This is a genomic window from Achromobacter sp. DH1f (assembly GCF_000633435.1).
Lineage (GTDB): Bacteria > Pseudomonadota > Gammaproteobacteria > Burkholderiales > Burkholderiaceae_B > Achromobacter > Achromobacter deleyi.
This window is the reverse complement of the sequence record NZ_AYMF01000006.1, coordinates 275641-302219: the sequence shown is the minus strand read 5'-3', so window position 1 is coordinate 302219 and position 26579 is coordinate 275641. Positions and strand designations below refer to the sequence as shown.

Below are 26579 nucleotides of genomic sequence, written 5' to 3'. Positions count from 1 at the left end.
TTAACCTCGCAGGGTTGAAAGTGTGGTTTGCAGCAGGGCTGCTACGTCGGCGCCAGCGCACGGCGTGGCGGTTGTGGCAGCGCTCGGCTTGCCGGAAAAAAGTGCTTTGAAGGTGTCCCGCCGCGATGAACGGCTGTATCCAGCCTTGGCCATCGCCGCCTCAACTTGGGCCAGTGCCCGGCGCTCCGCGCTCGATTGCGGCGCCTCGCTGACCTCCCCCCCGTCCAGCTGGCCAGTGGCAAAGCCGTCTTCCACGGCCTGGGCGGCCCCGATCCAGGTTTCTTTATCCATCAGGGATGCCGCTCCCTTGGGCGTCATTCCGGTACGAGCGGCGTACACCTGGGCCATAGCTTCATCAAACGGCGCCAGCTTTGCAGCAGCGTCAATCAGGTCATGACGGTTGCCGATAGCCACGGCCCACGCGTTGTGGATCATCAGAAATGACCCTTGCCCCATCAGAATTTCGTCGCCTGCCATGGCGATGACCGAGGCGGCGGAGGCTGCCAGCCCCAACACCTTGATGGTGACCTTGGCCTTGTGTTCGCGCAGTGCGTTGTAGATCGCCACGCCTTCGAAGAAGTTTCCGCCAGGCGAATTGACATTGACCGTCACGTCCCGCGCGCCGATGGAGCGCAATGCGGACTGGATGCGCTTGACGGTTACACCGCTGCCGTCCCAGGCCTCGCCGATGGGGTCGTAGATCGAGATGTTGGCATCTTCATCCCCCTTCGCGGCGCGCACTTCGGGCGTCCACCGCTCCAGGGCGTCGGGCCGCAGATCGAAGTCCGCGCCGCCCAGTCGGGCATCCGCCCTGATTTCAGGCAGTTGGATCAGGCTCATTGCTCTTTCCTTTCTGGTTTGTCGGGTCGCGCAGCTTGTTCGCCCCCGGGTCATCGCTGGCGGGTAGGTCCGACAGATCCCGAATTTCGTTTTGCCACATCCATGGCGCGTGCCCGCCAGCGCCCGATGCCTTGGCGAAATAGTCCGCCTGGTCCTTCAGCGTGCCGCGCATGAGCGCGCGCTCGTTGAACTTGTAGGTGAGGCCATCCAGTTCGTCATCGTTCAGGAAGGTGCGCATGGCGGCCTGTTCCCATGCCGTGAACCAGAACTGCAATCCGTACTGCACAAAGAAGATGCCCAGTTGCTCGATGCCTGACCCCCAGCTGGTGTCATCCATCATCAGCAGAGGGCGCGGCACGCCGAAGGCGCGCGCGACTTCTTCGATTTGGGCGTTCCGGTTCTCAATGTGCTGCGCTTCGGCAGCCGTGGCCGAAAACTTATTTGCCTTGGCGCCTTCCTCTAGAAGCATCCAGCGCTGCGCGTTATCCGCGCCGGCATAGTCTGTATCCAGCGACTGACGCATACGGTTGTAGGCCGTGTCCGAAAGGGGCTTGGGCACCTCCACCGCTCCCCCTGCTAGGTTCCCGGTACGGAACACCCGACCCGCCGCCCGTTCGGCGTCACGCGCCAAGGCAATGGCATCCCGCGCGAGCTTCATTCGGCCCAAGCCCTCCACCCCATCGACCGATATATCCCGCAGGTGAAAAACCTCCTTTTGGGCTAGCGTCACCTGCTGACCGTCCGGCCTGGTGTACAGGTAGCGCATCTCCCACCCTACGAGTTCGGCTTTGACGGAGCCGAGCGCCATCGGGATGACGGCAATAGGCCGACCCGCCGACCAAATCACGCGGGCATAGCCGTTCCCCTGCTCCAGCACATGCAGCTGCATCATGCTTTTGAATTCGAACGGTGTTTGCCAGCCGTTCGGCTTTAGTTTCAGCAACCGATAGCCGGGGTGATCCTTCACCAACGCCTTGCTCGCGTCATTGCGCATCAGGTTGAGTGGCAACATTCCCAGCGAAGTGACGATCAAGGAAACACACCGCAATGCAGCCATGTTCCGCAATGACTCCACTCGGCGGTTGTACTCGCCGCTTCGCATGTACTCCAACAAGGCTGGGTCATCAAGGCCGCTAAAGGCCTGCCCCTTGGGCTGCTGCGATGCTTGCGCCAATTCGGGCGCAATCGTAGGCTCAAGGCGCGGGCCGGCCTCAGGCATAGGGCCGTTGGCCGAGCCGCCCAGGAATCGGTCCAGTAGTTTCATTGGTTCTCTCAGATGAAGCGGATACCGCGAGTCTCGTAAACCGACCTGCCGCTTGCTTCTGGGTTGAGCGCCATTAGGTGGCTCGCGTCGAATAGGCCCATCAGCGGGTCAATCTTGGCTGTCCCACTGGCTTGCTTAGTGATGAGAATCGAATTCGCTCGCTGCTCGACCCGCGCGTTCCCCACACACCAGGCCATCATGGCGGTCCCACCATGCAGAAATGTGCCTTCGGCAAGCTTGCGCTCGACCGTCTTGATCGTGCCACCCATGCGCCAGCCCTGCGACACGCCCACAAGCAACTCTTCGGGAATCTCCGCGTCAGAGAATGCCTCAGCGAACGTGATTCCGCTGGGGTCGGCGCCGACACCCGCCTTTTCAGGGAACAGGCCAGCATCGAACACACGTCGGATGATCGCCGCCAGCTGCGCCACGTCATCGCCGATCTTGTCGACGATGACCAGGTCTTTATCCCGCTCGAAGTCACGAAGACGAGGAGCGATTTCTTTGCGTCGTTCCAACACCGACGGATGAGCCCAGGCTCTGCCCCAATGCAACCATCGACCGGTGCCCTGCTCCCTGCCAACCAGGCCCAAGCCCAGCAAGTCGTCCAACCCCCCGCCGTCAATGCCACCGGTTACCACCTCGGCTCGACTCAGGAAATCGTCCAGCAGGCGCAGCGACTTATCCGCCTGCGCCTCCCAATGGTCCGCGCCGGCCCATCGATCAGAACGCAGATTCAGACCGATTTCGACATTCAAGTGCTTGGCCAGGAACTGCTGGAATGCTCCGTCAGTCCGAGCACGCAGCAACTTGAGCTGGTCGCCCAACCACTCGGCGCTCACAGAGCGCCCCAGGTTGGGATTGGTGATATAGAAGTTGTCGGGGTCGAGATACCCCTTTGCCTCGATCATGTCGTCCGGGAACTCGTACAGAATGCCCAACGTCTTAGGGTCTATCACCCTACCGTCGCGAACGTCGCGCCAGTAGGACAGCTTCTCTTTGAACACACCCGCCGGCGGCTCGTCGCTTTGCGTGGTCAGGTAGATCACCCAGCCTTCATCGCGCGATATCTGACCTCCGAGCGCCTCAAGGAACATCGCCACGGCATTCGCGCGCTTGCCGAACAGCCAAAGCTCGTCAACGAGGATGCGACCCGACTTCTTCCCCGACACAGTGTCCGTGTCGGCGGCAACCACCTTCAGGCTGTTGCGTGTGACGCGGTGCGTGATGGTGCGCACGTGATCCTGTACGTGGAACATTTCGGACAGTTCGTCATCCGCCCGCACCATCGCCGCAGCTGGCTTAAAGCTGTTATCGGCCACCTCTTTCGTGGGCGCGAGGATCAGATGTTCCTCTTCCTGGCGCCAGCAGATGACTACCGCGGTCAGCATGATGCCGGCGGCGATAGTCGATTTCGTATTCTTCTTGCTGATGAGCAAGCCGTACTCGCGGATCAGCTGTTTACCCGTGTCAGCCTGATAGCCGCCAAAGATGGCGCGGACAAAGTTGAACACCCATTCCTCCGAGCATTCACCGAACGTCTGGTGCCGATATTCCTCTATGTCCTCGTCATAAACCTGGGGGAGATCAACCACCTTCAGCTGCTTGAAGATGCTCAACGCATATTCGGCCTGGTCGGGAAAGATCGGCGGGGGAATGATCGATTTTCGCGCCCGCAGCCGATCCGCCCAGTCTGGGCACGCGGTCGTCCAGGACATGGCTTAGCCCTTCCCGACAACGCGCAGATGCGTCGGCGGCGGCGGTGGATTGAACCGCCCTCCCGCAGCCGCCTTGTTTGCTGCGGCCTTTTGTGCGTCCTTCTTGCCTTGGTCTGCGACCTTTCCGTGCGTGAACGGCATCAGGGCCTTGGCCGCCTCCAGCCGCAGCTTCGGTTCCTCGCTTGCATCGTTCATGATGGCCACCAGTACCGTCCGCGGATCGGAGGTGAGGCCCAGGACCTTAAGGCCGATTCCACCCATGGGGCTTCCATCGGCGGTTGCCGAAGGCGCTGCATCGGGTGGGGTTGCTTGCTCCGCCGGAGGCTGCGCGTTGCCCTTTTTGTTAACCGACTTTTTGTTAACCGTCTTGTTAACTTCGGCTATGCGCCCGAGAGCAGCCAAAACATGCTTGTCACGCATCAATCGGGCGGCTGCCTGGGCCGCCCCGTTTTCGCTGTAACCCGCATGGATAGCGGCTTTCGCACCGGATAGACCCGACAGCAGCGCATCGACGAAGCGGCGCTTTTTGTCGGTTAATGCCATAGCTTCTAGTTAACAAAAGAGGGTTAACAAATTTCCAAAACGGAGAAATTTTCCGCGCGTGAGGGAACAGGTGGTTTCCGGAAGGCGAACCCGCCAGACTTTCACCCCGCCCCCCTCTCGGCATGGTCCTGGCGCCCGCGCACAGCCCCGCTAGGAGGCGCAGCAGACACTGCCGAGGCGCGGACATGCCGACGACCTTGCGATGCGCTACGGGCTTCTGGTGACGCGAGCGGACAGGCCGCGCCTGATCCATCGTTCGACCTTACCCATGTCTGGCGTGCCGCCGGTCATTTGTGCGGTCAACGCCACGCCAGTCAGATACCAGCGCACCCACCACGCGACGCGAATAGAGAGCTTGACCGTGATCTGTGCCATTACGTCCGGCTCCTGTATCCCATGTCCCGCCGCGTCTTGGCGTCATGGCACCCAGCCTTGCGGCCCTGGGCATCTCGATAGACGCACAGGATTTGCGAGTTCTCGTCGGTGTCCTGGCCACCGTCGAACAGGCTTAGTTTGTGATCGAGTTCGAAGCCGTGGGGATACACGGTCAGCATCCCACAAAGCGCACAATGCGGGTTAGCCGACCAGATGCGCAGCCGGCGATCTTGCAGCTTGCGACCTGTCATGCGCTTGGCGCTTGGCGTGGGCGCAACCGTCAGCCTTGAGCCAGCCATCGCAATGCGCGGCTTGAGTGTCTTGAGCTTCATTCCCGCTTCCCATGTTCTCGCCGGGTGCCACCAACTGCACACCGCCCGGCGCGATGATCCCTTCCCCGCGCGCCATGCCCAGCGCGCGGCCCTTGGTGGCAAAGGGTTGGAGAAATAAAAAAGCCCGCCGAAGCGGGCAAACCCATGAGAGGTGGGTAAAACTAGGTCAGCTGCAAGGGCTGCTGAATATGAGCCATCAGCCTTGTGTAGTGCTGTTCGAAGACTGGCTTCTGGCGCTTGCGGTCCAGCATCAAGTGCGAACCGAACGAGGCCCGGGCCTTGGAGTCAGCATCCTTCGCCAACAGCGCCTGCATCTGCTGCCACAGATCTTGCCGACCGGTGCGGATGTACTCTGCCATGGCATTGAAGGCCTCGATAAAGGCCTCCTTTACTGCCGCCGCAGCCTTGCCCGTAAATCCCATCACCAAGAACATAAAGCCATCCTTGGTCATTTGCACCAAAGGCTCTGGCTTGCCGTTCGCTAACTCATTGATTTCAAAGCACTGCGCAAAATTGCGCGCCCTGAACCCCGCGCTGCACTCCAGCAACCGGATTGCGCGCAGCACATCCCGATGCCGCTTGCTAAAGCGACTGGCCACACGGCGGGAATCGGTCACTAGCCTATCGCCGGCCAGCGTGACCATCTCACGAATGTCTTTCAAATCCATGCTTCACCTCTCTGGCGTAGAAATAGAAAAACCCGCCGAAGCGGGTTCTGTTCATCGGTCTATGCCGACTTGCACTATCTGGTTGCGGCGGCAGGGTTCGAACCTGCGCCATCCGGGGTATGAACCCGGCGCTCTGCCACTGAGCTACGCCGCGAAAAGGAAAAGCCCCGACCGGAATATCCGTATCGGGGCCTGCGTGTGAATGGGCGGCCGGAATTGAACCGGCGTCCTCATGGAGTGCTTCGTTCTCGTTTAACTCCGAACCCCATGCGCTCTACCCCTGAGCTACGCCACAAACTGGAGCGGGCTGCGGGAATCGAACCCGCGTTGGCGGCTTGGAAGGCCGCAGCCTGACCACTCGGCCAAGCCCGCAAAAAAGCAAAAACCCGCCGGCTTTCGCTAGGCGGGTTTTGTTGGACGCAGTAATGCACCGTATCCTTTAGGTGCCTATATTGGGGGTAAAAAACCACATCGTCAAGAAAATTTATTAGCCCCCTGCCACATCGAGCCAGCCGCAGGCACGTAGCCGCTCGGTGAACGCCTGGCAGGCCTGCTGGTGCAATCCCACCTCGCCCGCGGCCCCGAACATCCACCGCTTGAGCTTCGCATGGTGCGCGCTGACCGTGCGTTCATCGACCTTGTGGTCTTCCGCCAGCTGAGAAAGCGTGACCTTGGCACCGAAAAGCCTCTGGATGAGCATGGAGCGCAACCGGCCATTGGACAAACAACCAGACAGCGCGCCGGCTGCTGCTGCCGTTGTCAGGTCGCGGATAGCATTGGCCCACTCCTGATTCAACTTCAGACCCGAGCAGCACGAAACCTTGCATTCGCATGGCAGTTGCTGCGGCGCAACGCTCGCCACAAGAGCGGCCTGCTGAATCGGCGTCAACTGCGCCAATTCGACCCGGACCATGCCAGCCTGCCCCGCGCCGTCCACGCCGCTGAGTCCCTTGCCGGGGCCAGTCGCCGGGCCAGCCGCCTTACGGTTCATCAACGGCCGGTCGTACTGCTGCATGGAGTAGTTGAGCGCGAACACCAGGGCCGCGTGGGCACTCTTGAACAGCGGTTCAGCCTTCGGCGCCACGGCCGGCACCGTGGGAAGGCGGGAAATAATCATCGTCGTCATCAGTAAATCTCCGGGGAATAAGGTACTTTCACGGGCAGCTTCTCCCGCATCCATTGCATCGCTGCAGCCCAGTCCAGCGTGACCGTGTGGCGCCCCCGAACGGGAAAGGTACGCGGATTCAAGTCGTGGGCGTCCAACACAACCAGGTCGCCCACCATGCCGGTGCGCTTGTAGATCAGCACCGGAATTCGGTTTTCGCCAGCCTGGGCCTGCGCCTGGCGCCACCAAGCCGGCAGGCAAAGCGTGGTTGCGTGCTTGCATTCCACGCTGATGCGGTCAAACGCTGGGTCATCGGCCACCACATCGCTGTCGTCTTCGTGATTTCGGACCCGGCGGCGCCAGCGAGTGCCGGTCGCCTCGGTCAGCTGGTTGGCAATGCGCCGCTCGTAGGACGCGCCCTTGTTTCGAGCCATAGCTCCGCTCATGCTGCTTTCCTCCGTTTGGCGAACTGTCGCCTTACCTCTTGTTCCAGATACTGTTGGGCTTCGATCCCGCGCTTTCGGCCGACTAAGTTCAAGTACGGCACCCGCCGATCAAACAGCAGAGACAGCACGTGGCGGGCTTCGCATTGCCTGCGCCATGCCTCGCTGCCGGTGTCGATTTCGCGTCTCATAGTGGGATGCCTACTCGTCCATGAGGCTGTAGCGCGCCCCCTTGGGCGCCGGACGGACTCCAAACGTCTGTCCCTTCGCCAAGCTCTGGAACTTCGTCCGTTCCCCGACGTATTGCAGGGCCACCGTTCCTCGATCCACCTGGCGTCCCGCGCCAATGATGATTTCGGCAATGCCACGGTCCGGCGTGTCGGGGTGGTAGACCTCATCCCGATAGACGAAAAGAATGGCGTCGCAGTCCTGCTCAATCGCCCCCGAATCCCGCAGGTCCGAAGGGAGCGGGCGCTTGTTAGGGCGCTTCTCCAACTCGCGGTTCAGCTGAGACAGCAGGACGATGCCGATATCCAGTTCCATCGCCAACGCCTTCAGCCCTCGCGTGATGCCTTCGATTTCGGCGTTTCGGTTCGGGCCTTCGCCGTGCATCAACTGCAAGTAGTCGATGACCAGCAGGTTCAGGCCGTGCTTGCGCTTGATCTGGCGGGCTTTGAGGCGAACATCCATCAGGCTCAAATTGCCTTGATCCTCCAGCCACAGTCCAAGGGATTCAATGTGCTTGAACGCCGCTGTCATACCCTCGTAGTCGCTTGGCGTCAGGAGCTTGGGCTGCAACAAACGGGGCAGCGGCACCCCGCCCAGAATTGCCACATTCCGCGTGTGCAATTGCCGCTTGGGCATTTCCATCGACAGCACCAGGACGTTTCCGCCGTTGGCGACATGCAAGCCGATGTTGAGCGCGAGCGCTGTCTTCCCCATCTTTGGACGGCCGGCAATGACAATCAGGTCGCCTCCGCGAACCCCGCCCGCCAGCTTCTCGTCCAGATCGGGATACCCCGTGGACATGACCCCAGCAGTCTCATCGTCAGAGTGACGTTCCAGGTACTCAACGAAAGAGGCCAGGTCATCGCTCGCCTTGACTGGCTCCGACTGGCGCGTGGCTCCCTCCGCGAGCTTTTCCAGCCCAGCCTGGGCCTGGTCGATCAGCGCCGCAGCGCCCATTGCGCCAGAGACACGCACCGCTTCCATCGTGTCGTGGGCCAGTTCCAACAGGCCGCGCTGCTGCGCTCGGTCCCGCACTGCCGCCGCATACTGGGCAATGTTGGCAGCGCTGGGCGTGTTGGCAACGATGGCGCTCAAGTACTCCAGTCCGCCACCGTCCGCTCCTTTGGCCCGGATTCGGTCCGCCAGTGTGATGGCGTCTGCCCCCATGCCCAGCCCGATCATGGCCAGGATTTCGCCGAACATAACCCGATGATCCGCCCGGTAAAAATGCTCGACCCGAAGGTCGCCCAGCCTGTCGATGGCGTTGTTGTCGATCAGCAGGCCGCCGATTACGCCCTGCTCGGAGTCGGTCGCCAGAGGAACAATCACCTCGCTCATTGGTCCGCCCCTTTGACGACGTTCTCGGCCTGCACGCCCTTGGTGGTCAAGGCAAAAGCGCCTGTGGCTTTGTCGGCAAACCAGATGCCGTACCAGTTGCCCTGCACGCAGTTCAGGAACGCCCGCCGCCAATCCGTGTACCGCTTGGCCTCGGCCGTGCCTCCCGGAAGGTGCCGACGCTTGAACTCGGCCCAGCACAGATTCACGAACTCGGCGGGCAGCTTTGCCTTCTCGCAGTAGTCCAGCACGGGCTGGTAGTCGCCAATTACCTTTTCACCGGAGGCCTGGCAGGCATCCACGAATGTCTTGAACGTGACCGAGTTCTTTTTCCGTCCACGGCCCGAGGCCCCCTCCGGGGGTCTGGGGGAATCTTTTAATGACGGTTCATCTTTAGGTTCTATGACGGTTCTGGGTGCGGCATTCGCACCTCTGAGGTGCGAATCCTGCGGGGGTGGGGGTGCGGCTGCTGCGGGGGTGCGAGATTCACGGGGGTGCGGCTCTTGCGGGGGTGCGGAATCTGCGGGGGTGCGAATCTCGCGGGGGTGCGAATCCTGCGGGGGTGCGAATTTCGCGGGGGTGATGGTGTACACCGTGGAACGGCCCGTCCGCCTGGAGACGGTAATGGCGCCATGCTTGATCAGCCACTTGATGGCGTCTTGCACGGTACGCTCGCCAGCACACGTACGCATCACGATGTAGCCGACGGAAGGCCAGCAGACGCCTTCGTCGTTGGCGTTGTCGGCCATGCTCATCAGGACAGCTTTCTGAGCCGGCGTGTTGGTTTGAAGCGGCCAGCAGGCCGACATAACGATAGTGCTCATAGGGTCGCTGCCCCTCCATACAAATTCTGATACCCAATCTCGGCCTCGATGGGCCACTGGCCCTGCACAATCAGCGCGATCCGGGTTTCCTGAAATCCAGCCTCCCACAGCGCCACCTTCTCTTCGTGGAGCGCACCCGTGGTGTTCTGGTCGATAAATGCGTGGCACGCCCGGCAGCCCCAAGCCGTGGCCCAGTCGTGCGCCTTCAGCCATCCAGCCTTGCCATGCCGGTTCTGGTTCGAATGGCAGGCCACGGTCGTCTCAGTGCCACCGATGCAGACCCCGGGGATTTGGAGCATGCAAGGCTTGCCCCGGGCCAGATCCAGCAAGGCCCGGTTGCGATACATGGTTTTGGTCGTTCGCGGCGTGCTGCGGCGTGCCGGCATGCGCTTGCCGCCCGACTTCAGGCCGGAACCGCGACGCATGGGCGCGCAGCGCTTCATGGGGGTCTTCTGACGCAGTGGCGTCGATCGCTTTAAGGTCATGCCGCCCCCTGACGCGTCTTGGCCCGATACCACACAGGAAAGCGCCAGGCGTTGCTGTGCCGCGTGACCAGGCCGTCCCGCACAGCGTCGAACAGAAGCGAGTCAACCGCCCGCGCCGCGGCTTCGTCTCGGGTCGTCTTGGGCCAAGGCTGCACCGCCTCCAAGGCGGGCGACACCAGGGCGCGCAGCGCCTGCACGTCAACCCGTCGCGGCGTATCGATGATGGCCTGCCGCACCGCCTGTGCCGTCTCCGGTGGCACGCGGTAGCCCTTGAACATGTGCAGGCAGCTACGCATCGAGACCACTCCAACGACGGAACGGCTTGCGAATCACAGCGTGGAACATGTCGGCGGCCAGGGCGTGGTGGTCCAGCTGGGCGCGGCTGCTGACGCCGCACATGTCGCGCACGTATTGCGCGGCATGCTGCTCACGGCTCACGCCCAGAGGGGCGGCGCCGATGCGAGTTTCCACCCAGTCTTGGAATGGTTCGCTCTGGCACCACATGGCTGCCAGCTGAGACAGCGCCGCCCCCTTGCCAGCCGCAGGCGCGCGTCTTGCGCGCACCGGGCGCCCCGAATCTCCGCGCGTCAGCATCCGGCCCTCGCCTTGTCGCCAGCGGCACGCACGACATTGCGCTCAAGGCGCTGGGCCTTCTCCACGATCTTGCGGCACTCGATCACGATGGCCGAGGCGTCCGCCTCGCAGATATCCCCATCCGACAGCGCCTCAATCGCCACGGCCGACAGTTCGCCGTTGAGCTGGGACATTTCCATCACCTTCTGGCGCGCTGCGTCTACCTCGTTCAGGTGCCGCGGCGCCGGTGGCAGGACGTTGGCGGACACACCGTGGCGCACGTTCAGCGCCAGCAGCCAGTCCCGCGCGTAGCTCTCCCCGCCCTGCTTCTCCAACATCCACTCGGTGGCGAGTTCGAATAGGTCCAGGGACATGGATTGCCCTTTCACCCGGCGCAGCTTCTGACGCAGGGTTTCCGCATGCATCGAGACGCCGCGGCGATTCGTCATGAACGCGGCCAATTCTTCAACGCCGCCGGGCGTCTTTTGCACGCTGATGTACAGCGCGTCGTGCGGGTCGATCTGTGTGTAGCGGTGAGTCATCGGGTCTTACCTTGAATTCGGGATGCGATCAGGGTTTCGGGGCATCGCCCCCAGCCCTACGATGTGCGACATGGAAACCTTCACGACACATCAAGCGGGCCTATCTGGATCGCGCCAGGCGCGGGCGGCGTGGCCGTGTCACCCGGGATATGCGTGGGCGTTGCCTGCGGTTCCAGCAACTGGAGTCGGCGGCTCAGAATCGGCTTGCGCTGAATTTCTCTGCAAACAAGGAGCCGCACGCATTCTGCAAAGTCAGAGGAAAGGCTATGCATGGGCAGGCTCCGGGCTGGGGGCAGGCGCGAACAGGTCTGGCCGAGCCAGCTTCAAGAACTGGAGGCGCGCCTTGGGTATGCCTTTCGTCCGCCATTGCGAGATTGCGCCGGTCGTTACCTCGAACAGCCGAGCGGCTTCGCCCGTCCCGCCCAAAGCGTCGATGATTTCTGTATCGGTCATTTGATCCACTCCTGACGGAATCTTAGCTGACTAAGATTCAAAGCTCAAGGTGGCTAAGATACTTTTTGTTTAGCATACTAAGATGCCTTTCCAAGACCGAATTACCCTTGCGTACAACACCGAAGCCGCGCGGCGACTGGCCGCTGGAGAGCCGCGCCTGACGAAAACGGAGCTTTGGCGCGCTGTCGGCGCTACATCGTCCGCTGCTACGCACTGGTTCAGCGGCGCGAATGGAATGGATCTAGATACCTGCGTAAAAGCCGCTCCCATCTTGAACGTCAATGCTCGGTGGCTTTTCGACGGCACGGGGCCAATGCAGGCAAGCCCTCAAGCTGACGGCCACGCTTCTGGCGATAGTGGTGCGGTGATCACCGCGAGCGGAAAGCGCGTTGTAGAGGTAGAGATACCCCAGTTCGAGACTGGTGGAGCAATGGGCAACGGGCTGGAGTTACGCGATCAGCCTGGCATCATTCAGGCTTGGCATGTCAATGCCGAATGGCTACACAAGAACGTCCCGAACTATTCAACCAAGGCCAATTTATGCATCGTGACAGGCTTTGGCGACTCGATGCGCCCTCTGTTCAACCCTGGTGATCCACTGATAGTGGACCGAGGCGTAAAGTCGGTCGAGTTTGATGCCGTGTACTTCTTCCGCGTCCACAACCAGGGATATATAAAACGGCTCCAGGCCATACCTGTGGCAACGGGTATGATCATTCGCGCGAAATCAGAGAACGACAAATACGATTCGTGGGATATCACCCCTGATATGGATTTCGAGGTCTTCGGAAGGGTTCTGAAGGTCTGGTGTAGCCACGATTTCTAATTCAAATAGGCCAAAACCCGTATGAAAAAGGCGATTCTGTTCGCTTCTCTTGTCTCAATTTCCGGCTGCGCTACCTACGACATGACCCTGATGGCGCAAAAAAGTGGCGCCACTGGCAAGGGCGTGGCCAAAGCTGACGGCTCCACCGCCACGATTGTGCTGAACGGCAAAACCTTTACAGGCCCCTTTTCCTATCGCTCGGATGCAACATATTCGGTGCCGTCAATCAGCGTCGCCGACAACCTCCCGCCCCCCATGGAAGCAAAGCGCGAGAAACTGGGTTTCATTGGCGGTAATGGAAGCGTGTTTGCGAAATCAGCAGACGGCAGCGGCCTACGTTGCGTGTTTGCCCTAAATCCACGTCTGCAAATGGGCTCTGGCGCATGTCTGGACGACATGGGCACTGTGTACGACCTGCAAATTAACTAACCATCTGCGCGTCTGGGAGCATGTCCCCGTCGGGCGAATGCGCATCCATGGGCAATTCGGGCGATGCCCCGAAAATGAATGAGTGATCAATACTCAGCCACCCGCCCGGCAACCCCATCACCGTTTCGATTTCCCTAGCCATTTCACTAGGTAGCGGCGCCTTGCCGCATATGCTGTTCCGAATGGCGCTTTCGGTGACAAGTGCGCCGCCATCAGCCAGGTATCGCGCGAACGCTGCGACTGTCGGAACTTTATTCGTGCACGAGCGGGCAAGCAGGAGCTTTAAATTCTCCGCTCTCACGGAGTTCAGGCGCTTGTCCACTGCGGCCGCTGAAAGCATGGTAAGCCGTATCGGTCGGTTGATCTTCCTGCGCAACATCCCTCCCCCTTGTCAGCAAATGTCAGCACACATTCAGTTCCGTATCTGATTGTGCCACGTTCGCTCGCACCAAAATCTTAGCTATCTAAGTTTTTGTTGACTCGTTTTATCTTAGTCTACTAAGATTCAGCCATCAGGTGCTTCTTAGGTGCCTGCCTACTTGCAGCATTGCTCTTTAACAACCGAGGCCGCCCGCCCCCACCGGGGATGGGCGAAACAGGACAAGCCAGGCGCCAGCGCGCCCCCGGCCCCTGAGTGCTTGGGCTTCTACAGCCAAGCAACGCCTAGCCGGGCGTGGCGACGATAACCCCGGCCTCTACTCCGATTCCGCTGAAAAGCGGGTTTCGGCCAGCGCTGCGAGTCAGCGCTTACCGAAGCCGAGCGATGAGCTTCACATACAAGAGTTCGCTCACGAGTTCAATGATGGTCTGCGTGACGATGACCGCTGGGATCACCGGAATTGCACCGGGAATTGCCAAACCCAACGGAAGCACAACAAGAGAGTTTCGCGTGGCAGCACTGAAGGCGATTGCCCTGCCTTGGTCGGCCGGCAGCCTAGCAATACGGCTCAACACCCATCCGATCAAGGGAGCGATAACAGCAAACGCGATGTACGCGGGAGCCGTTGCTAGCGCGGCCGAAGAGGCCAACCCGATCTGGGGAGTGATGGCCGCGACGACCACAAATAGCACCGCAGCAGTGGCAGGCACTGGCAGGATGCCCAACGCCGTCGAGACCGTCGTTCCAAGAGTGGATTTTGACGCCCAAACTTGAACCAAGCCAGCCAGGAGAAGTGGACCTGCGATCAGGTACAAAATGCGTGCAGAAATGGGGCCCAGGCGACAAGACCAGTTGCCACATCCCCCAGAAAAATTTGCAAATAGACAGGCAGCAATGCCATTTGCACTGCCAACAACAACGGAGTGGATGCCAAAAGCGCTTTCGCATCACCTTTTCCTAGATGGGCAAAGGTCACTACATAGTCGATGCACGGCGTTAGCAGAACAAGCAGTACCGCAATTCTCACCATTGGATCGCCTGGCACGAGCGGCAACAAACCTACGACCAGAATTGGCACCACCACAAAATTCGCCCCGAGTAGTACCAGCAGGAATCTGACGTTGGAGACCGCACGCCTCAACTCGCTCAGTGGCACCTGCAAAAACGTGACGAACAGCATGAATGCAAGCAACGGCTCAATTGCTGGCTCCAGCTTCGCCATGGACGGTGATAGCCACGCCGCTATCGCGGCAAGTACCACTGCAACTAGATAAATCTTGACTTGCTGCTCTTCGAAAAGCTCGCGAATACGTTGTGCCTGCATCGTTCGGTTCGTCGTGTCTGATAACAATCGAACCCCATTTAAGCAGAACTCTGGTGTTCCACGGTTCGGACCCAACTCCGATTGAGATATCGCATCTTTCGGAACTGCACTTCGGCACCAGACAGTCCCGGCTCATGCCCCGCGTGCGGGGTATGGGCAGGCGCTGTTGCCTGATTCCCCGGAGACCTCCCCATGCTCGCCACCTTTATCCGCTTCCTGGAAGAACTGATCGACGTCGCAAACTTCGGCCGCGACCTCAGCAAGTAGCACACCGGCCATGCCCCGCGCTGCGGGGCGGCTTCGGAGAGCGGGCCGGCGCCGCTTCGTCACCGGCGCAGAAAGTGACTTTCCTTCGATATCACCGGCTGCACCCCCGGCCTGCTCTCCGAAGCTGTATCCCTTCCCCGGCCCACGGCCACCTCTGGACCCACCCAATGAATACCGACAAAGCACGCGGGCGCATGCTCAAGCTGCTGGCGCTCGCGCGCCGCGGCGAAGGCGGCGAACGAGACAACGCACAACGATTTCTGGACCGATTGCTTAAGCAACACGGGATGTCCCTCGAAGACCTGGAGAACGAACAGCAGCCCACCGAGTGGCAACGCTTCACCTACAAGACAGCATTCGGCCACCGGCTGCTGATTCAGGTGATCAGCATGGTGCTGGGGCAGAACTCGTTCAATTCACGGGTGAAACGTGGGCGTAAAGGCTTTGAGGTCCAAGTCACCAAGGCCCAGCATGTCGAAATTGATTTGTACTACCGCGCATTTCAACGCGATCTGGACAAGGCAATGGAGCATACCTTTGCGGCGTTCATCAATCGCAACAAGGTTGGCGCTGACACACCGCAGGAAGAAGACAGGCCGAGCAAGTACAGCGACGAAGAACGCTGGCAAATCATGCAAATGATGGATGCCATGCCGAAAACCTCTATTCAGCGTCAGATAGGGCACAGCGCCCCATGAGCGCCGCGCTGATGCTCGCCACCATCATCGGTCTGGCCTTGTGCATCGCACTGCTGGGCGACCGTATCACCCGCCGCCACGCTGCGGCCGACCCCTGGAGCGCCACCAAATGAACACCATCAGCGCAAGCGCGCCCCCGGCACGCATCCGCCCCCTGCGCATCATCGCCAAGGCAGCCCGCACGCTGGGCGACCTCATCGCCCCGCGTGACCACGCCGGCAAAGGCAACTGGAGCAAGGACGCGGATATCCCGCCGTTGGCGGCTTGGTCCGCCGGCATCGGGTTTGCAGCCTTCTGCCTCTTCGGCCGCGACGTTCTGGGCTGGCTTCTCCAATTCGCAACATGAGCCGGTCAGGCCAATCCTCGCTTTTCATCAGGGACATAGACCTTTACCCTCGTTGCACGGGCGCAATCGTCGTTGGCCTGCTTTAAGAGGTTCTCGGCGAATTCCAGTTGCTCGTGACAGAACCGCAACAGATTCATCCTCTCTTCCCCAACCCACCGCTTTACCTCAGTACGCCTTCCCAACAGCCGAGCATGAACCAGACGGATGCAGGCGAACGCCGCTGATATCTTCTCCGCGCAGTCGTTCGGCAAGGGAGCTAGGGCAAGCAATTCCTCGTAGGGAATTGCCATTGCGTTCACCCGCTCCACTTCCTCACATATGTCATCCATCTGCTCGGGCCTGGGGTCCATGGATGTGAACAGCTGTGAGTAACGAACGGCCACACCCAGGTCAATGCGGACTGAGGCCAAATGAACGGCAACACTTGCTGCCGCTAGACCGGCTTTGGCGCGACTCTCAGCCACTTGCTGCCTGCGCGTCCGTTCAGCGATTACCAACGCCACCACCACAGCGCCCACGGTGCCGAACGCAGTCATCAAGTCCCACCATTTCGCTTCGGCAACCGCGTCCACTTTGGTTGCCAGCACAAAACCCAGCGCAAGCCCGAGCAACGCTAGCGCCGCTCCCAGCAGCATTCCTCGCATATCCATCTCCAGGCATTCAGTCGCCAGGAATCGTATCCCATCCCTTCACGGAGTGTCAGCCATGACCGAATCCACAGCCCCTGTGTCGTTCCGCCAAAAGATCCTTTCCAAGGAAATCAAGCGCGCCCACGCTATGCAGGTGCGCTACGAACAACTCCACGTCGAACCCGGGTTCAATCTCCGCACGCCCATCGAGCGCCTCGGCGGCAAGCTGCGCCAGAAAGCAGAGGCCGCCGAAGAAAGCTTGTTCCGCCACATCATGGCGGGCGGGCAGTATCCCGCTTTGGAAGTTCGGCCGCGCGCTGAGGGTGGCGTGTGGATCGTCGACGGCCACCGCCGACACCGAAATATCGGCCGGGCCATTGCCGCTGGAGCCCCGCTGCAAGACAAAGACGGCTTCGTGATGATCGATGTGGTTGCCTTCGAGGGTAACGACGCAGAAAGGACAAAGCGCGTCATCGACAGCTCAAAGGCAGAAGCCCTGTTCATCCTCGATACCGCAATGGGGTATGCACGCCTGGCGCGCTTCAAATGGGACAACGAGCGAATCGGGTCCGTTGAAGGCGTCTCATCGGTATGGGTTGGAAAGATGCTGACCCTGGCGAACGCCAATACCGATGTGCATGACCTGATTCTGGCTGACCTTGTGAAGCCCACGGTAGCAATAGCCGCAATCGAGAAGTACGGCGAGGCTGCTGGCGAGTTCCTGCGCAACCGCGGAAAAACAACCATCGGCGATATCAAGGGCCGCCCGCTACCCCGCAAAGTCGTCTCCCCGCTCATCACCAGCGTGGATACCTTCGTCAAAGCACTGGACCCCAACCAACGCGCCGCCATCGTCGACGCCCAGGAAGGCCGCGTAACCAGCGAAACCATCACCATCCCCACCGCCGCCCTTCTGGAACTGTTCCAGGCCCATGGCGCCGTTGAAACCGTCCGTGCCAAACAGGCCGACAAGCAGCGCCGCGCCGCCGAAGCAGCCGCCGCAGCGGGCCAGACCTCAATCCCCGAAGAGGAAACTGCCGAATGAACGATTCCGCCCCCACCACCAGCGCTGACGAAGCGCTCAGCAGCCTCATGGGCGCCGCCCTGAACGTGCCCGCCCCCCTCATCCAGCCCGCCCCCGTCCAACGCGACAGCGATGGCTACTGGACGCATCCGGCACACCCTGACGTCGAAGAAGGCCTGTCGGCCGACATGGTGGCGTGGTTCAAAGCCCAGCAGCTGGAATCCCACGTCGCCTATCTCGAAAGCGAACCGCCCGAACACCCCGCAGCTATCAACTACTGGGGCGATGCCGGCAGCTGCAACATCAGCGCCTGGGAACCGCCCCGCCCAGAGGGTGAAGGCTGGTTTGTTCTGTCCATCCATGACACCGAAGACTGGGGGCCGGTCTGCGTGTGGGTCCGCCATGCTGGCCAACGTAAGGGGGATGCGTGATGGACAAGCGGACTGAACGCGAGCAGCGCATGTACGACGCGCTCAAGCGCATCGCGCGTGGCTACTGCACACCGGACCAGCTGCGGCGCTCCGAGAAGGCCCGGTGCGGCCTGGACTACGAGGAAGCGCTGGGCTACTCCTACGAGAATATCCAACAGGAGGCCGCCCAAGCCATCAAGGGCATGCGCCGGCCTGCCGCCCAGCAGGGCAAAGGCGGTGCAGCATGAGCCGATCCCTCGGACAGCGCGTGCTGCACAAAGCCGCGAAACGCTCGGTCAGCCCTGAACAGGAAGGCAAAGACGCCTTCGCCAAGGGCCTGCCGATCAGCGCCAATCCTTATATGCCTGGCGGCCACGGCAAGGGCCATGCGTGGCAGCGCGGCTGGAAGCGCGCCGCCCAGCAGAGCGGCCAGGCCGCGGGGAGGTGAGCATGGCTGATTTCTACGTAATTAGCGTGCATCACACCCAGCGCCGTGACCGCTACATCACGCTCTGGCGCCCCGATGACCGCGGGTACTGCTGGCGCACCATCGCAGCCGGCAAGTACGACCAGGACCGAGTCAATGCCAGTCTGGGCTACTACAACAGCGGCGAAAACATCGCAGTGCCGGTTGAAATCGTTGATGCAATGGCACGGCCTGGCGACCCGCGAGACTTCGACGTCGTCTCCGAGGACATGCCGATATCTGCGCTTCGGGCTGTTCCCAATACGCGCGATGCCTGGAAACGGCTGATCGCCCATGCCATCGCCCCGACTCAGTATCCCATCCGGGCCGAATACCCTGGCGCGCGCCACAGGAAAGGATAGTGACCATGCGCACCTACCTCGCCGGCCCAATGTCCGGATACCCCGAACTGAATTTCCCCCTGTTCCACGCCGAGGCCAAGCGCCTGCGCGAATGCGGCCACGACGTCGTAAACCCCGCCGAAATCAACAGCGACCCCGCCAAGGACTGGACCGAATGCATGCGCTCCGACATCGCCGCCCTCGTGACGTGCGATGCCATCGCCATGCTCCCCGGCTGGGCTCAATCACGCGGCGCCCTGCTGGAACACCACATCGCAACACAGCTGGGCCTGGTGGTCATCCATCTGGCGCCAAGCGCGGAGAGGTGAGTATGGAAACAGCCATTGATCTATTCGCTGGCCTGGGCGGCAATTCCGAGGGTGCGCGCCAGGTAGGCGTCCGCGTCGTGTGGGCTGCCAACCACTCGCGGCCAGCAGTGGATACCCACGCCGAAAATCACCCCGAAGCCATCCATGTTTGTCAGGATCTGCACCAAGCCAACTGGTCTAAAGTCCCGTCCAGCGACATCATAATCGCGTCACCCGCGTGCACAGGCCACACCAACGCCCGCGGCAAAGATAAGCCACATCACGACATCGCGCGATCCACAGCTTCGGCTGTCGTCGACGCCGTGGAATTCCACAGGCCGCCATTTTTCTTGGTCGAAAACGTGCCGGAATTCGCCAAGTGGGTTCGGTATCAGACTTGGTGCGCTTCCATGCATGCCCTGGGCTACGCGCTTTCGCCAGTGATCTGGGATGCGGCTGATTGCGGCGTGCCGCAGCACCGCAAGCGCATCCTGATCATCGGTACACGCAGCAAGCATCCGATCCAGTTGGTTGCGCCGTCCCGCCCGCACCGACCGGTAAGCGAGATCATCGACTTCAACGCCGGCACGTGGTCGCCAATCGACCGCCCAGGCCGCTCGCCCAAAACCCTCTCGCGGGTCCGCGCCGGCCGCCGCCAGTTCGGTGACCGCTTCGTAATGCCCTATTACGGCTCCGGCTCAGGTCTTACCGGCCGGTCCCTGGATCGCCCCTTGGGCACCATCACCACCCGCGCCCGCTGGGCCGTCGTCGACGGCGACCGCATGCGGATGCTGACCACAGCCGAGAACTGCGCCGGCATGGGCTTCCCGGCGCATTACCGCCTACCGGCAAACGGCACGCTCGCCCTGCACATGCTCGGCAACGCCAACCCGCCGCCGCTGGCGGCCTACGCCATCGACGCCATAAGGAAAGCAGCATGAGACGCGAGGGTTCTTTCCTGCACTGTTAGAACTTGTACCAGGGCGAGTTCATTAGACCAAGATTAAATCGCTGGTCGTACATCCGCGCCTTGTTTTTCATATGAGCGTAAAGAGAAAACGTCACGAACAGCCCCAGTGCCCAATGCACATAAAAGGCCCCACCAAGAATTGCCAATCGAACGATCCAGAGAATTAGCACATCGGCCTCCGCATTTTTATTTGCTCGGATGGTAACTGAATTAGGAGATATCTAATGGAACCCATTTTTGTGATGACCGCACTGTCCAAGCAGCGCGCCCCTGTATCGGATATCCGCGAAGGCTTCGAACTGACCTACGCCGCAAACGCCGACGATCCGGCCTGCGCCAGCGACCTGGGCCACTTCACCAACGGCTGGCAGGCCTGCATCATGGCCCAGGTGGGTAAGCCTGTGGTGATGAAGCTCGAAGTAGACGCCACAGCCGCTATTGCCCGTATCAACGATGAAGTTGCGCGGCTGCGCGCCCCTGTCGCCGATGAGCGGGCGGCGTTCGAATATCACGCCCGCGCCTGCGAACTGACGCGGGATGAGAACGAGCCGGACGAGTACCGGAACTCACATGTTCAGGAATACTGGAACGGCTGGAAGGCCCGCGCCGCCCTGGCAAGCGCCCCTGTAGCCGGATGGAGCCTGCGTGGCCCGTCGGCCGGAAGTTGGCGCGGGGAATTTTCCCGCCGCGTGTACGAGAACTTGGCCGCCGCCGACAATCAGGACGTGCCGCTGGAAGAATACCCGGCGCGCATCCTGGCCGTGCTGGATGCCATGGGCGCCCCTGTAGCCGGGGAGGCGCAGCGGGTCTTTCTGGTTCCGACCGGCGAGGTGTATTGCGGCCAAGAGACGTACACCCGCCACGAGGGCCAGCCGCCTGTCAACACCGACAATGAATGTCTCTATGCCGCGCCCCAGGCCAGCGAGGCGGTGCGCAAGCTGCCTAAAGGCTGGCACTACGCCCTGAACGTCGCTATTGACGCCCTTGAGCATGAGACGCCGACCGGTGAGGGCTGGCCTGACAACTGGCCTGCGATCGTGCAAGACCTCAACGGCCTGCGCGACGCACTAACCCAGCCCCCAGCAGATAAAGACGGCGCAGCCTGCGCATGCCCCTCTGGTGACGGCTCCCTGCGCCCGTGTGCAGTGCATCCACCAGTAGGAGCCGGAGATACTCCGGCGTACGGGCGAGGAGAATAGACATGCTAAGGTTCGCTTCACCTCAACTTTCCGCCCTCTCGCTTCGGGGGGCCGAAGCCCATGGCAAAGAAACCCAAGGTGACCGCTCCCGCCAAAAAGGAAGTTTTGATTTGCTCCTTTTGCGGCAAACACAAGACACAGGTGCGCAACCTATTAACCGGACCCGGCGTCAGTATCTGCAACGAGTGCATCGAGGCAGCCGTCGAGCTTATCGACAATGCAGGCTGGGAAGTGGCGCGGACGCCGACCGACAAGGCGCTATTTATCGCGGACCAAGAGAGGCTGGTAGCTCGAAAGACTGCCATGCTGGGCCTGTGGCGTCAGCAATTAAGTATTTTGGCGGCCGGTGCACCGCCTCGCAGCGAAAACGCCATGCATTGAGCCTGCCATTTGCTGGCGGTTTCTGCTGCGTCACCCGTCCCTACCCGTACGCTTTCGGCCGCGGCGTGTCAGTTCATCACGGAGGCCAGCCATGGTCAGATTCGTGACAATCCCCCGCGCCGCCGTCATTACAGGTTATACAGAGGATGCGATCCGCTCCAAAATCCGCGACGACATATGGCGCGAAGAAAAGGAGTGGATTCGGGCGCCGGACGATCGCATTCTCATAGACATGGAAGGATATGAAAAATGGGTAGAGACGGGCGAGGTGTTAAGGCCGCCTCGGAAAGCAGTATCGAAATCACGTTCCAGTACAAGGGCCGGAGGTGCCGGGAACGTATCCCACTCAAGCCCACGCCCGCTAACCTGAAACGTGCCGAGCAACACAGGGGCGCCATCCTGCACGCGATCGCCACCGGCGTCTTCGACTATGCAGCCACCTTTCCCAACAGCCAACGTGCCGGCCAATATGCCGAAACGCCCGGCCAACTGCTTTCGGTGGAAAAATACCTGGATGATTGGCTCGACGCCCGCAAGCCCACGCTCAAATCAAGTACATATCAAGGCTATCGCAGTATTGTGGACGGGCTGTTGATTCCCCAATTCGGGGCCGTGATGTTGAGTGAACTCAAGTGGCCCGCCATCAAGTCGTGGCTAGCGGGTCTGGGTGGCGAAAAGCCGGTTAGCAACAAACGGCTGTCCAACGTTCAAAGCTGCCTGCGGTCCGCATTGAATGATGCAGTTGAAGACGAAGTGCTGGACGAAAACTGCATGCGTGGGCGCCACTACAGCAGGCAAGAGCAACCGGTCGACGACGGCGACGACGACGAGGTCGATCCGTTCACCCCTGACGAGCAAAATCAGATTTTGGCCCACCTACCAGACCAAACGCGGAACTATGCCTTGTTCGCGCTGTGGACTGGTCTACGGCCAAGCGAACAGATAGCTTTGAACTGGTCTGACGTCGATCTGGCCCGCGGAGTCATTCTGGTGCGGAAAGCGATCACGCGCGCAGCCAAGGGAGTGGCCGAATTGCCTAAAACCAAATCCAGCCGGCGCGAGGTCAAAATACTGGCGCCAGCACTACAGGCAATTCAAGCCCAGAAGGCCCACACCTGGGTCGGCGCAGAACCCCACGGGGAGCTATTCCGCAACCCTGGCACTGGCGAGCGCTGGTCGAGCAGCCAGGCTGTGCAAAAAGTCTGGGCGACAGCCCTCAAACGGGCCACGGTGCGATACCGCCGCCCGTATCAGATGCGCCATACCTTTGCCAGCATGATGCTGTCAGCAGGCGAGCACCCGATGTGGGTAGCGCAGCAGATGGGCCACAAAGACTGGGCCATGATCATCCGCGTCTACGGAAAATGGATGCCATCCGCTGATCCCGACGCCGGCGGCAAGGCCGTTGGCCTTTTCGGGGAAAAGCTGGCATTAAGTGGTCATTCTGGAGCCAAATCAGCCCCAAAACAGCCCAAAACAATGACAGGCTAAAAACCTAAGTCATTGATTTCATTAGAATAAGTTGGTGCGAAGGAGGGGACTCGAACCCCTACACCTGTTACGGCGTCAGGACCTAAACCTGGTGCGTCTACCAATTTCGCCACCTTCGCAAAGCCAAGCCCGCTATTGTAGCTTGCTTGTTAAAATCTTGCGTCATGAATCCGCGCCTCGATGCTCTACACCCCTACCCGTTCGAAAAATTGCGGGCTTTGCTGGCTTCGGCCAGCTCGCAACCGGACGGCCTGACGCCCATCAACCTGTCGATTGGCGAGCCCAAGCACGCCGCGCCGGAGCGCGTCGGGCAGGCCATCCGCGACCACCTGGGCGGGCTGTCGGTGTACCCGTCGACCAAGGGCGACCCGGCCCTGCGGCGGGCGATTTCCGAGTGGCTGGCGCGGCGCTACAGCATTCCGGCGCCCGACGCCGACGCCCAGGTGCTGCCGGCGCTGGGGTCGCGCGAAGCGCTGTTCGCCTTTACCCAGACGGTGATCGACCCGTCGGCCGGGTCGGTGGTGATCTGCCCTAACCCGTTCTACCAGATCTACGAGGGCGCGACGCTGCTGGCCGGCGGCACGCCCTACTACGTCAACGCGGACGCGCTGCGCAATTTCGCCTGCAACTGGAACCAGGTGCCGGACGAGGTCTGGAAAAAGACGCGGCTGGTGTTCGTGTGCTCGCCGGGCAACCCGGCCGGCAACGTGATGACGCTGGACGAATGGGAAGACCTGTTCGCCCTGTCGGACCGCTACGGCTTCGTGATCGCGTCGGACGAGTGCTATTCCGAGATCTACCTGGACGAGGGCAATCCGCCGCTGGGCGGCCTGCAGGCGGCGCGCCGCCTGGGCCGTAACGACTACCGCAACCTGGTGGCGTTCTCCAGCCTGTCCAAGCGGTCCAATGTGCCGGGGTTGCGGTCGGGGTTCGTGGCGGGCGACGCCGCGCTGATCGGCCGCTTCCTGCTGTATCGCACGTATCATGGCAGCGCCATGAGCCCGATCGTGTCGGCCGCCAGTATCGCGGCGTGGACGGACGAGGCCCACGTCAAGGACAACCGGCGCCTGTATCGGGAAAAATTCGAGGCCGTGCTGCCCATCCTGCAGAACGTGCTGGATGTGTCGCGGCCGCAGGCGTCTTTCTACCTGTGGGCGGCCACGCCGGGGTCCGATACGGCGTTTGCCCGTGACCTTTATGGCCGCACCGGTGTTACCGTGCTGCCGGGCAGCTATCTGGCCCGCGACGCGCACGGCGTGAATCCGGGCCAGGGCCGCATCCGGCTGGCCCTGGTGGCGCCGCTGGCCGACTGCGTGCAGGCGGCCGAACGCATTGCCCATTTTGTACATACTTCTGTTTGATCAACCTTTGAAAAGCTGACCCGCTATGACTCTCGACCTGCAGACCACCATCGAAAAAGCCTGGGACGACCGGGCCAACCTGTCGTTCGGCGATGCCGGCGCCGAAGTGCGCGAAGCCGTCGAGCACACCATCGACGGTCTGGACCTGGGCCGCCTGCGCGTGGCCGAAAAAATCAACGACGACTGGGTCGTGCACCAGTGGATCAAGAAGGCCGTGCTGCTGTCGTTCCGCCTGAACGACAACGCCATCATGGGCCAGGCCCCGCTGCAGTTCTACGACAAGGTGCCGCTCAAGTTCTCGGAATACGGCGACAACGCCTTCAAGCAAGGCGGCTACCGCGTGGTGCCGCCCGCCGTGGCCCGCCGCGGCGCGTTCCTGGGCCGCAACGTGGTCCTGATGCCGTCCTACGTCAACATCGGCGCCTACGTCGATGAAGGCACGATGGTCGACACCTGGGCCACCGTCGGTTCGTGCGCCCAGATCGGCAAGAACGTCCACCTGTCCGGCGGCGTCGGCATCGGCGGCGTGCTCGAGCCGCTGCAGGCCAACCCCACCATCATCGAAGACAACTGCTTCATCGGCGCCCGTTCGGAAGTCGTGGAAGGCGTGATCGTCGAAGAGAACTCGGTGCTGGCCATGGGCGTGTACCTGTCGCAAAGCACCAAGATCTATGACCGCGCCACGGGCAAGATCACCTACGGCCGCGTGCCGTCGGGTTCGGTGGTGGTGCCGGGCTCGCTGCCGTCGGCCGACGGCTCGCACAGCCTGGCCTGCGCCGTGATCGTCAAGCGTGTCGACGCGCAAACCCGCGCCAAGACCAGCATCAATGATCTGCTGAGGGCCTAAGCCAAATGTCGGGCTCTGTCGTTCTGGATCTGGTCAAGGACCTGATCTCGCGCCCGTCGGTCACCCCGGCGGACGCGGATTGCCAGGCGACGCTGGCTGCGCGCCTGGCGCGCATCGGCTTCACCTGCGAAACCATCGCCCAGGGCGGTGTCACCAACCTGTGGGCGCGCCGCGGCACGACCGCGCCGCTGGCCGTCTTTGCCGGCCATACCGACGTGGTGCCGCCGGGCCCGCGCGAGAAGTGGGAAAGCGATCCGTTCGTGCCCACCGAGCGCGACGGCTACCTGTACGGCCGCGGCACGGCTGACATGAAAAGCTCGATTGCCGCCTTCGTGGTGGCGTCCGAGGAATTCGTGGCGGCCAACCCGCAGCACGGCGGTTCGATCGCCCTGCTGATCACGTCCGACGAGGAAGGTCCGTCGATCGACGGCACGGCCATCGTCTGCGACGCGCTCAAAGCGCGTGGCGAACAGATGGACTACTGCATCGTCGGCGAACCCACCTCGGGCGACGTGCTGGGCGATACCTGCAAGAACGGCCGCCGCGGCTCGCTGTCGGGCACGTTGACGGTCAAGGGTATCCAGGGCCACGTGGCCTACCCGCACCTGGCCCGCAACCCGGTGCACCAGTTGGCGCCGGCGCTGGCCGACATCGTCAAGATCGAATGGGACCAGGGCAACGAGTATTTCCCGCCGACCACGTTCCAGGTGTCCAACCTGAACTCGGGTACGGGCGCCACCAACGTGGTGCCGGGCGATGCCGTGGCGCTGTTCAACTTCCGCTTTTCCACCGCCAGCACGCCGGAAAGCCTGCAGGCGCGGGTGCACGAAGTCCTGGATCGGCACGGCCTGGAATACACGCTGGATTGGGACCTGGGCGGCGAGCCCTTCCTGACCCCGCGCGGTTCGCTGACCGATGCGCTGGTCAAGGCGATCCGCGACGAAACCGGGGTGACGGCCGAGCTGTCCACCACGGGCGGCACGTCCGACGGCCGCTTCATCGCCAAGATCTGTCCGCAAGTCATCGAGTTCGGCCCTTGCAACGCCACGATCCACAAGGTCAACGAGCGTATCGAGCTGGCCTCGCTGGACCCGCTTAAAAACATCTATCGGCGCACGCTGGAAAACCTCCTGCCCGCCAAGTAAAAAGCCCCTC

34 protein-coding genes, 4 tRNA genes and 1 pseudogene are annotated in these 26579 nt (G+C 61.5%); 17 read left to right on the top strand and 22 right to left on the bottom strand.

The genetic code is table 11. The features are described 5' to 3' along the window. The 19 genes from U858_RS0104115 to U858_RS0104030 all read right to left on the bottom strand — a co-directional run bounded on the left by U858_RS0104115 (position 1) and on the right by U858_RS0104030 (position 11728). Positions 1–840, bottom strand: a complete 840-nt coding sequence (locus U858_RS0104115; protein ID WP_025135922.1) for a head maturation protease, ClpP-related — start codon at positions 838–840, stop codon at positions 1–3. Then, the gene (locus U858_RS0104110) at positions 818–2104 is read right to left on the bottom strand and encodes a phage portal protein (protein ID WP_025135921.1); all 1287 of its coding nucleotides are present in this window, start codon (positions 2102–2104) and stop codon (positions 818–820) included. Before U858_RS0104110 ends, U858_RS0104115 begins: the two co-directional genes overlap by 23 nt. An 8-nt stretch (positions 2105–2112) precedes the next feature. Continuing rightward, positions 2113–3822: a terminase large subunit gene (locus tag U858_RS0104105; protein WP_025135920.1), complete on the bottom strand. Its 1710-nt coding sequence runs from the start codon at positions 3820–3822 to the stop codon at positions 2113–2115. 3 nt (positions 3823–3825) lie between these two features. Next, positions 3826–4365 (bottom strand): terminase small subunit, encoded by a 540-nt coding sequence (locus U858_RS0104100; protein ID WP_025135919.1) that lies wholly within the window; start codon positions 4363–4365, stop codon positions 3826–3828. A 207-nt stretch (positions 4366–4572) separates the two neighbouring features. Continuing rightward, positions 4573–4740, bottom strand: a complete 168-nt coding sequence (locus tag U858_RS35875; protein WP_198529697.1) for a hypothetical protein — start codon at positions 4738–4740, stop codon at positions 4573–4575. Beyond that, complete coding sequence (locus tag U858_RS0104090) at positions 4740–5072, bottom strand: HNH endonuclease signature motif containing protein (RefSeq protein WP_025135918.1); 333 nt, start codon at positions 5070–5072, stop codon at positions 4740–4742. The genes U858_RS35875 and U858_RS0104090 overlap by 1 nt, the downstream gene beginning before the upstream one ends. 161 nt (positions 5073–5233) lie before the next feature. Then, the gene (locus U858_RS0104085) at positions 5234–5740 is read right to left on the bottom strand and encodes a Rha family transcriptional regulator (protein WP_029953518.1); all 507 of its coding nucleotides are present in this window, start codon (positions 5738–5740) and stop codon (positions 5234–5236) included. A 79-nt stretch (positions 5741–5819) separates the two neighbouring features. Then, positions 5820–5894, bottom strand: a tRNA-Met gene (locus tag U858_RS0104080). A 48-nt stretch (positions 5895–5942) separates the two neighbouring features. Next, positions 5943–6035: transfer RNA gene (locus U858_RS35555), tRNA-OTHER, on the bottom strand. 3 nt (positions 6036–6038) lie between these two features. Beyond that, a tRNA-Gly gene (locus U858_RS0104075) sits at positions 6039–6112 on the bottom strand. A gap of 115 nt (positions 6113–6227) precedes the next feature. Next, on the bottom strand, positions 6228–6866 hold the full coding sequence (locus U858_RS33580) for a hypothetical protein (RefSeq protein WP_025135916.1): 639 nt from the start codon (positions 6864–6866) through the stop codon (positions 6228–6230). Further along, entirely contained in the window at positions 6866–7291 is a 426-nt protein-coding gene (locus U858_RS0104065) for a hypothetical protein (protein ID WP_232786487.1), read from the bottom strand. Before U858_RS0104065 ends, U858_RS33580 begins: the two co-directional genes overlap by 1 nt. 198 nt (positions 7292–7489) lie before the next feature. Beyond that, complete coding sequence (locus U858_RS0104060; protein WP_025135914.1) at positions 7490–8854, bottom strand: replicative DNA helicase; 1365 nt, start codon at positions 8852–8854, stop codon at positions 7490–7492. Further along, the gene (locus U858_RS34665; RefSeq protein WP_081821533.1) at positions 8851–9675 is read right to left on the bottom strand and encodes a helix-turn-helix domain-containing protein; all 825 of its coding nucleotides are present in this window, start codon (positions 9673–9675) and stop codon (positions 8851–8853) included. Before U858_RS34665 ends, U858_RS0104060 begins: the two co-directional genes overlap by 4 nt. Beyond that, positions 9672–10118 carry a nuclease domain-containing protein gene (locus U858_RS0104050; RefSeq protein WP_232786486.1) on the bottom strand — a complete coding sequence of 149 codons (447 nt, stop codon included), beginning with the start codon at positions 10116–10118 and terminating at the stop codon, positions 9672–9674. Before U858_RS0104050 ends, U858_RS34665 begins: the two co-directional genes overlap by 4 nt. A 38-nt stretch (positions 10119–10156) precedes the next feature. Continuing rightward, positions 10157–10456 carry a hypothetical protein gene (locus U858_RS0104045; RefSeq protein ID WP_025135911.1) on the bottom strand — a complete coding sequence of 100 codons (300 nt, stop codon included), beginning with the start codon at positions 10454–10456 and terminating at the stop codon, positions 10157–10159. Continuing rightward, positions 10449–10631, bottom strand: coding sequence for a hypothetical protein (locus tag U858_RS35550; RefSeq protein WP_157838769.1), 183 nt, complete (start codon positions 10629–10631; stop codon positions 10449–10451). The genes U858_RS0104045 and U858_RS35550 overlap by 8 nt, the downstream gene beginning before the upstream one ends. A 116-nt stretch (positions 10632–10747) precedes the next feature. Further along, positions 10748–11275, bottom strand: a complete 528-nt coding sequence (locus U858_RS0104035; RefSeq protein ID WP_025135909.1) for a hypothetical protein — start codon at positions 11273–11275, stop codon at positions 10748–10750. Positions 11276–11539: 264 nt separating this feature from the next. Further along, on the bottom strand, positions 11540–11728 hold the full coding sequence (locus U858_RS0104030; RefSeq protein WP_025135908.1) for a Cro/CI family transcriptional regulator: 189 nt from the start codon (positions 11726–11728) through the stop codon (positions 11540–11542). Between the two features lie 82 nt (positions 11729–11810). On the opposite strand from U858_RS0104030, the gene U858_RS34660 reads away from it, so the two are divergent. Next, a complete protein-coding gene (locus tag U858_RS34660; protein ID WP_025135907.1) occupies positions 11811–12554 on the top strand; it encodes a S24 family peptidase in 744 nt (247 codons plus the stop codon). Positions 12555–12575: 21 nt separating this feature from the next. Beyond that, positions 12576–12983 carry a hypothetical protein gene (locus U858_RS33570; protein ID WP_025135906.1) on the top strand — a complete coding sequence of 136 codons (408 nt, stop codon included), beginning with the start codon at positions 12576–12578 and terminating at the stop codon, positions 12981–12983. Between the two features lie 747 nt (positions 12984–13730). On the opposite strand, the pseudogene U858_RS33565 reads toward U858_RS33570, so the two are convergent. Next, a pseudogene (locus U858_RS33565) lies at positions 13731–14686 on the bottom strand (arsenic resistance protein). Between the two features lie 434 nt (positions 14687–15120). Between U858_RS33565 and U858_RS0104005 the strand changes: the two are divergent. Further along, entirely contained in the window at positions 15121–15651 is a 531-nt protein-coding gene (locus U858_RS0104005; protein ID WP_157838768.1) for a hypothetical protein, read from the top strand. 109 nt (positions 15652–15760) lie between these two features. Then, positions 15761–15997, top strand: a complete 237-nt coding sequence (locus U858_RS0103995; RefSeq protein WP_025135903.1) for a hypothetical protein — start codon at positions 15761–15763, stop codon at positions 15995–15997. Positions 15998–16002: 5 nt separating this feature from the next. Here U858_RS0103995 and U858_RS0103990 read toward each other — a convergent pair whose 3' ends face one another. Continuing rightward, a complete protein-coding gene (locus U858_RS0103990; protein WP_025135902.1) occupies positions 16003–16641 on the bottom strand; it encodes a hypothetical protein in 639 nt (212 codons plus the stop codon). A gap of 61 nt (positions 16642–16702) precedes the next feature. On the opposite strand from U858_RS0103990, the gene U858_RS0103985 reads away from it, so the two are divergent. From U858_RS0103985 to U858_RS0103940, 10 genes are all read left to right on the top strand, one after another. Further along, positions 16703–17671, top strand: a complete 969-nt coding sequence (locus tag U858_RS0103985; RefSeq protein ID WP_025135901.1) for a hypothetical protein — start codon at positions 16703–16705, stop codon at positions 17669–17671. Beyond that, positions 17668–18081 carry a hypothetical protein gene (locus tag U858_RS0103980; RefSeq protein ID WP_025135900.1) on the top strand — a complete coding sequence of 138 codons (414 nt, stop codon included), beginning with the start codon at positions 17668–17670 and terminating at the stop codon, positions 18079–18081. The genes U858_RS0103985 and U858_RS0103980 overlap by 4 nt, the downstream gene beginning before the upstream one ends. Further along, positions 18081–18308, top strand: a complete 228-nt coding sequence (locus U858_RS0103975) for a hypothetical protein (protein WP_025135899.1) — start codon at positions 18081–18083, stop codon at positions 18306–18308. Before U858_RS0103980 ends, U858_RS0103975 begins: the two co-directional genes overlap by 1 nt. Next, positions 18305–18508 carry a hypothetical protein gene (locus U858_RS0103970; RefSeq protein ID WP_157838767.1) on the top strand — a complete coding sequence of 68 codons (204 nt, stop codon included), beginning with the start codon at positions 18305–18307 and terminating at the stop codon, positions 18506–18508. Before U858_RS0103975 ends, U858_RS0103970 begins: the two co-directional genes overlap by 4 nt. A gap of 2 nt (positions 18509–18510) precedes the next feature. Then, complete coding sequence (locus tag U858_RS0103965; RefSeq protein ID WP_025135897.1) at positions 18511–18888, top strand: hypothetical protein; 378 nt, start codon at positions 18511–18513, stop codon at positions 18886–18888. Positions 18889–18893: 5 nt separating this feature from the next. Beyond that, positions 18894–19196: a DUF4406 domain-containing protein gene (locus tag U858_RS0103960; protein WP_029953512.1), complete on the top strand. Its 303-nt coding sequence runs from the start codon at positions 18894–18896 to the stop codon at positions 19194–19196. Between the two features lie 2 nt (positions 19197–19198). Beyond that, complete coding sequence (locus U858_RS0103955) at positions 19199–20116, top strand: DNA cytosine methyltransferase (RefSeq protein WP_025135895.1); 918 nt, start codon at positions 19199–19201, stop codon at positions 20114–20116. Between the two features lie 253 nt (positions 20117–20369). Continuing rightward, positions 20370–21344: a hypothetical protein gene (locus tag U858_RS0103950; RefSeq protein WP_025135894.1), complete on the top strand. Its 975-nt coding sequence runs from the start codon at positions 20370–20372 to the stop codon at positions 21342–21344. Positions 21345–21404: 60 nt separating this feature from the next. Next, complete coding sequence (locus tag U858_RS36435) at positions 21405–21725, top strand: ClpX C4-type zinc finger protein (RefSeq protein WP_025135893.1); 321 nt, start codon at positions 21405–21407, stop codon at positions 21723–21725. Positions 21726–21974: 249 nt separating this feature from the next. After that, a complete protein-coding gene (locus U858_RS0103940; protein ID WP_025135892.1) occupies positions 21975–23216 on the top strand; it encodes a tyrosine-type recombinase/integrase in 1242 nt (413 codons plus the stop codon). Between the two features lie 32 nt (positions 23217–23248). Here U858_RS0103940 and U858_RS0103935 read toward each other — a convergent pair. Then, positions 23249–23335 (bottom strand) — tRNA-Leu (locus U858_RS0103935). Between the two features lie 45 nt (positions 23336–23380). Here U858_RS0103935 and dapC point away from each other — a divergent pair. Genes dapC through dapE form a run of 3 tightly spaced genes read left to right on the top strand, consistent with a single transcriptional unit; the run spans position 23381 to position 26569 of the window. Then, positions 23381–24577: a succinyldiaminopimelate transaminase gene (gene dapC, locus U858_RS0103930; RefSeq protein WP_025135891.1), complete on the top strand. Its 1197-nt coding sequence runs from the start codon at positions 23381–23383 to the stop codon at positions 24575–24577. Between the two features lie 25 nt (positions 24578–24602). Next, positions 24603–25424: a 2,3,4,5-tetrahydropyridine-2,6-dicarboxylate N-succinyltransferase gene (dapD, locus tag U858_RS0103925; RefSeq protein WP_025135890.1), complete on the top strand. Its 822-nt coding sequence runs from the start codon at positions 24603–24605 to the stop codon at positions 25422–25424. 5 nt (positions 25425–25429) lie between these two features. After that, entirely contained in the window at positions 25430–26569 is a 1140-nt protein-coding gene (gene dapE / locus U858_RS0103920; protein WP_025135889.1) for a succinyl-diaminopimelate desuccinylase, read from the top strand. The last annotated feature ends 10 nt before the right edge of the window (positions 26570–26579 follow it).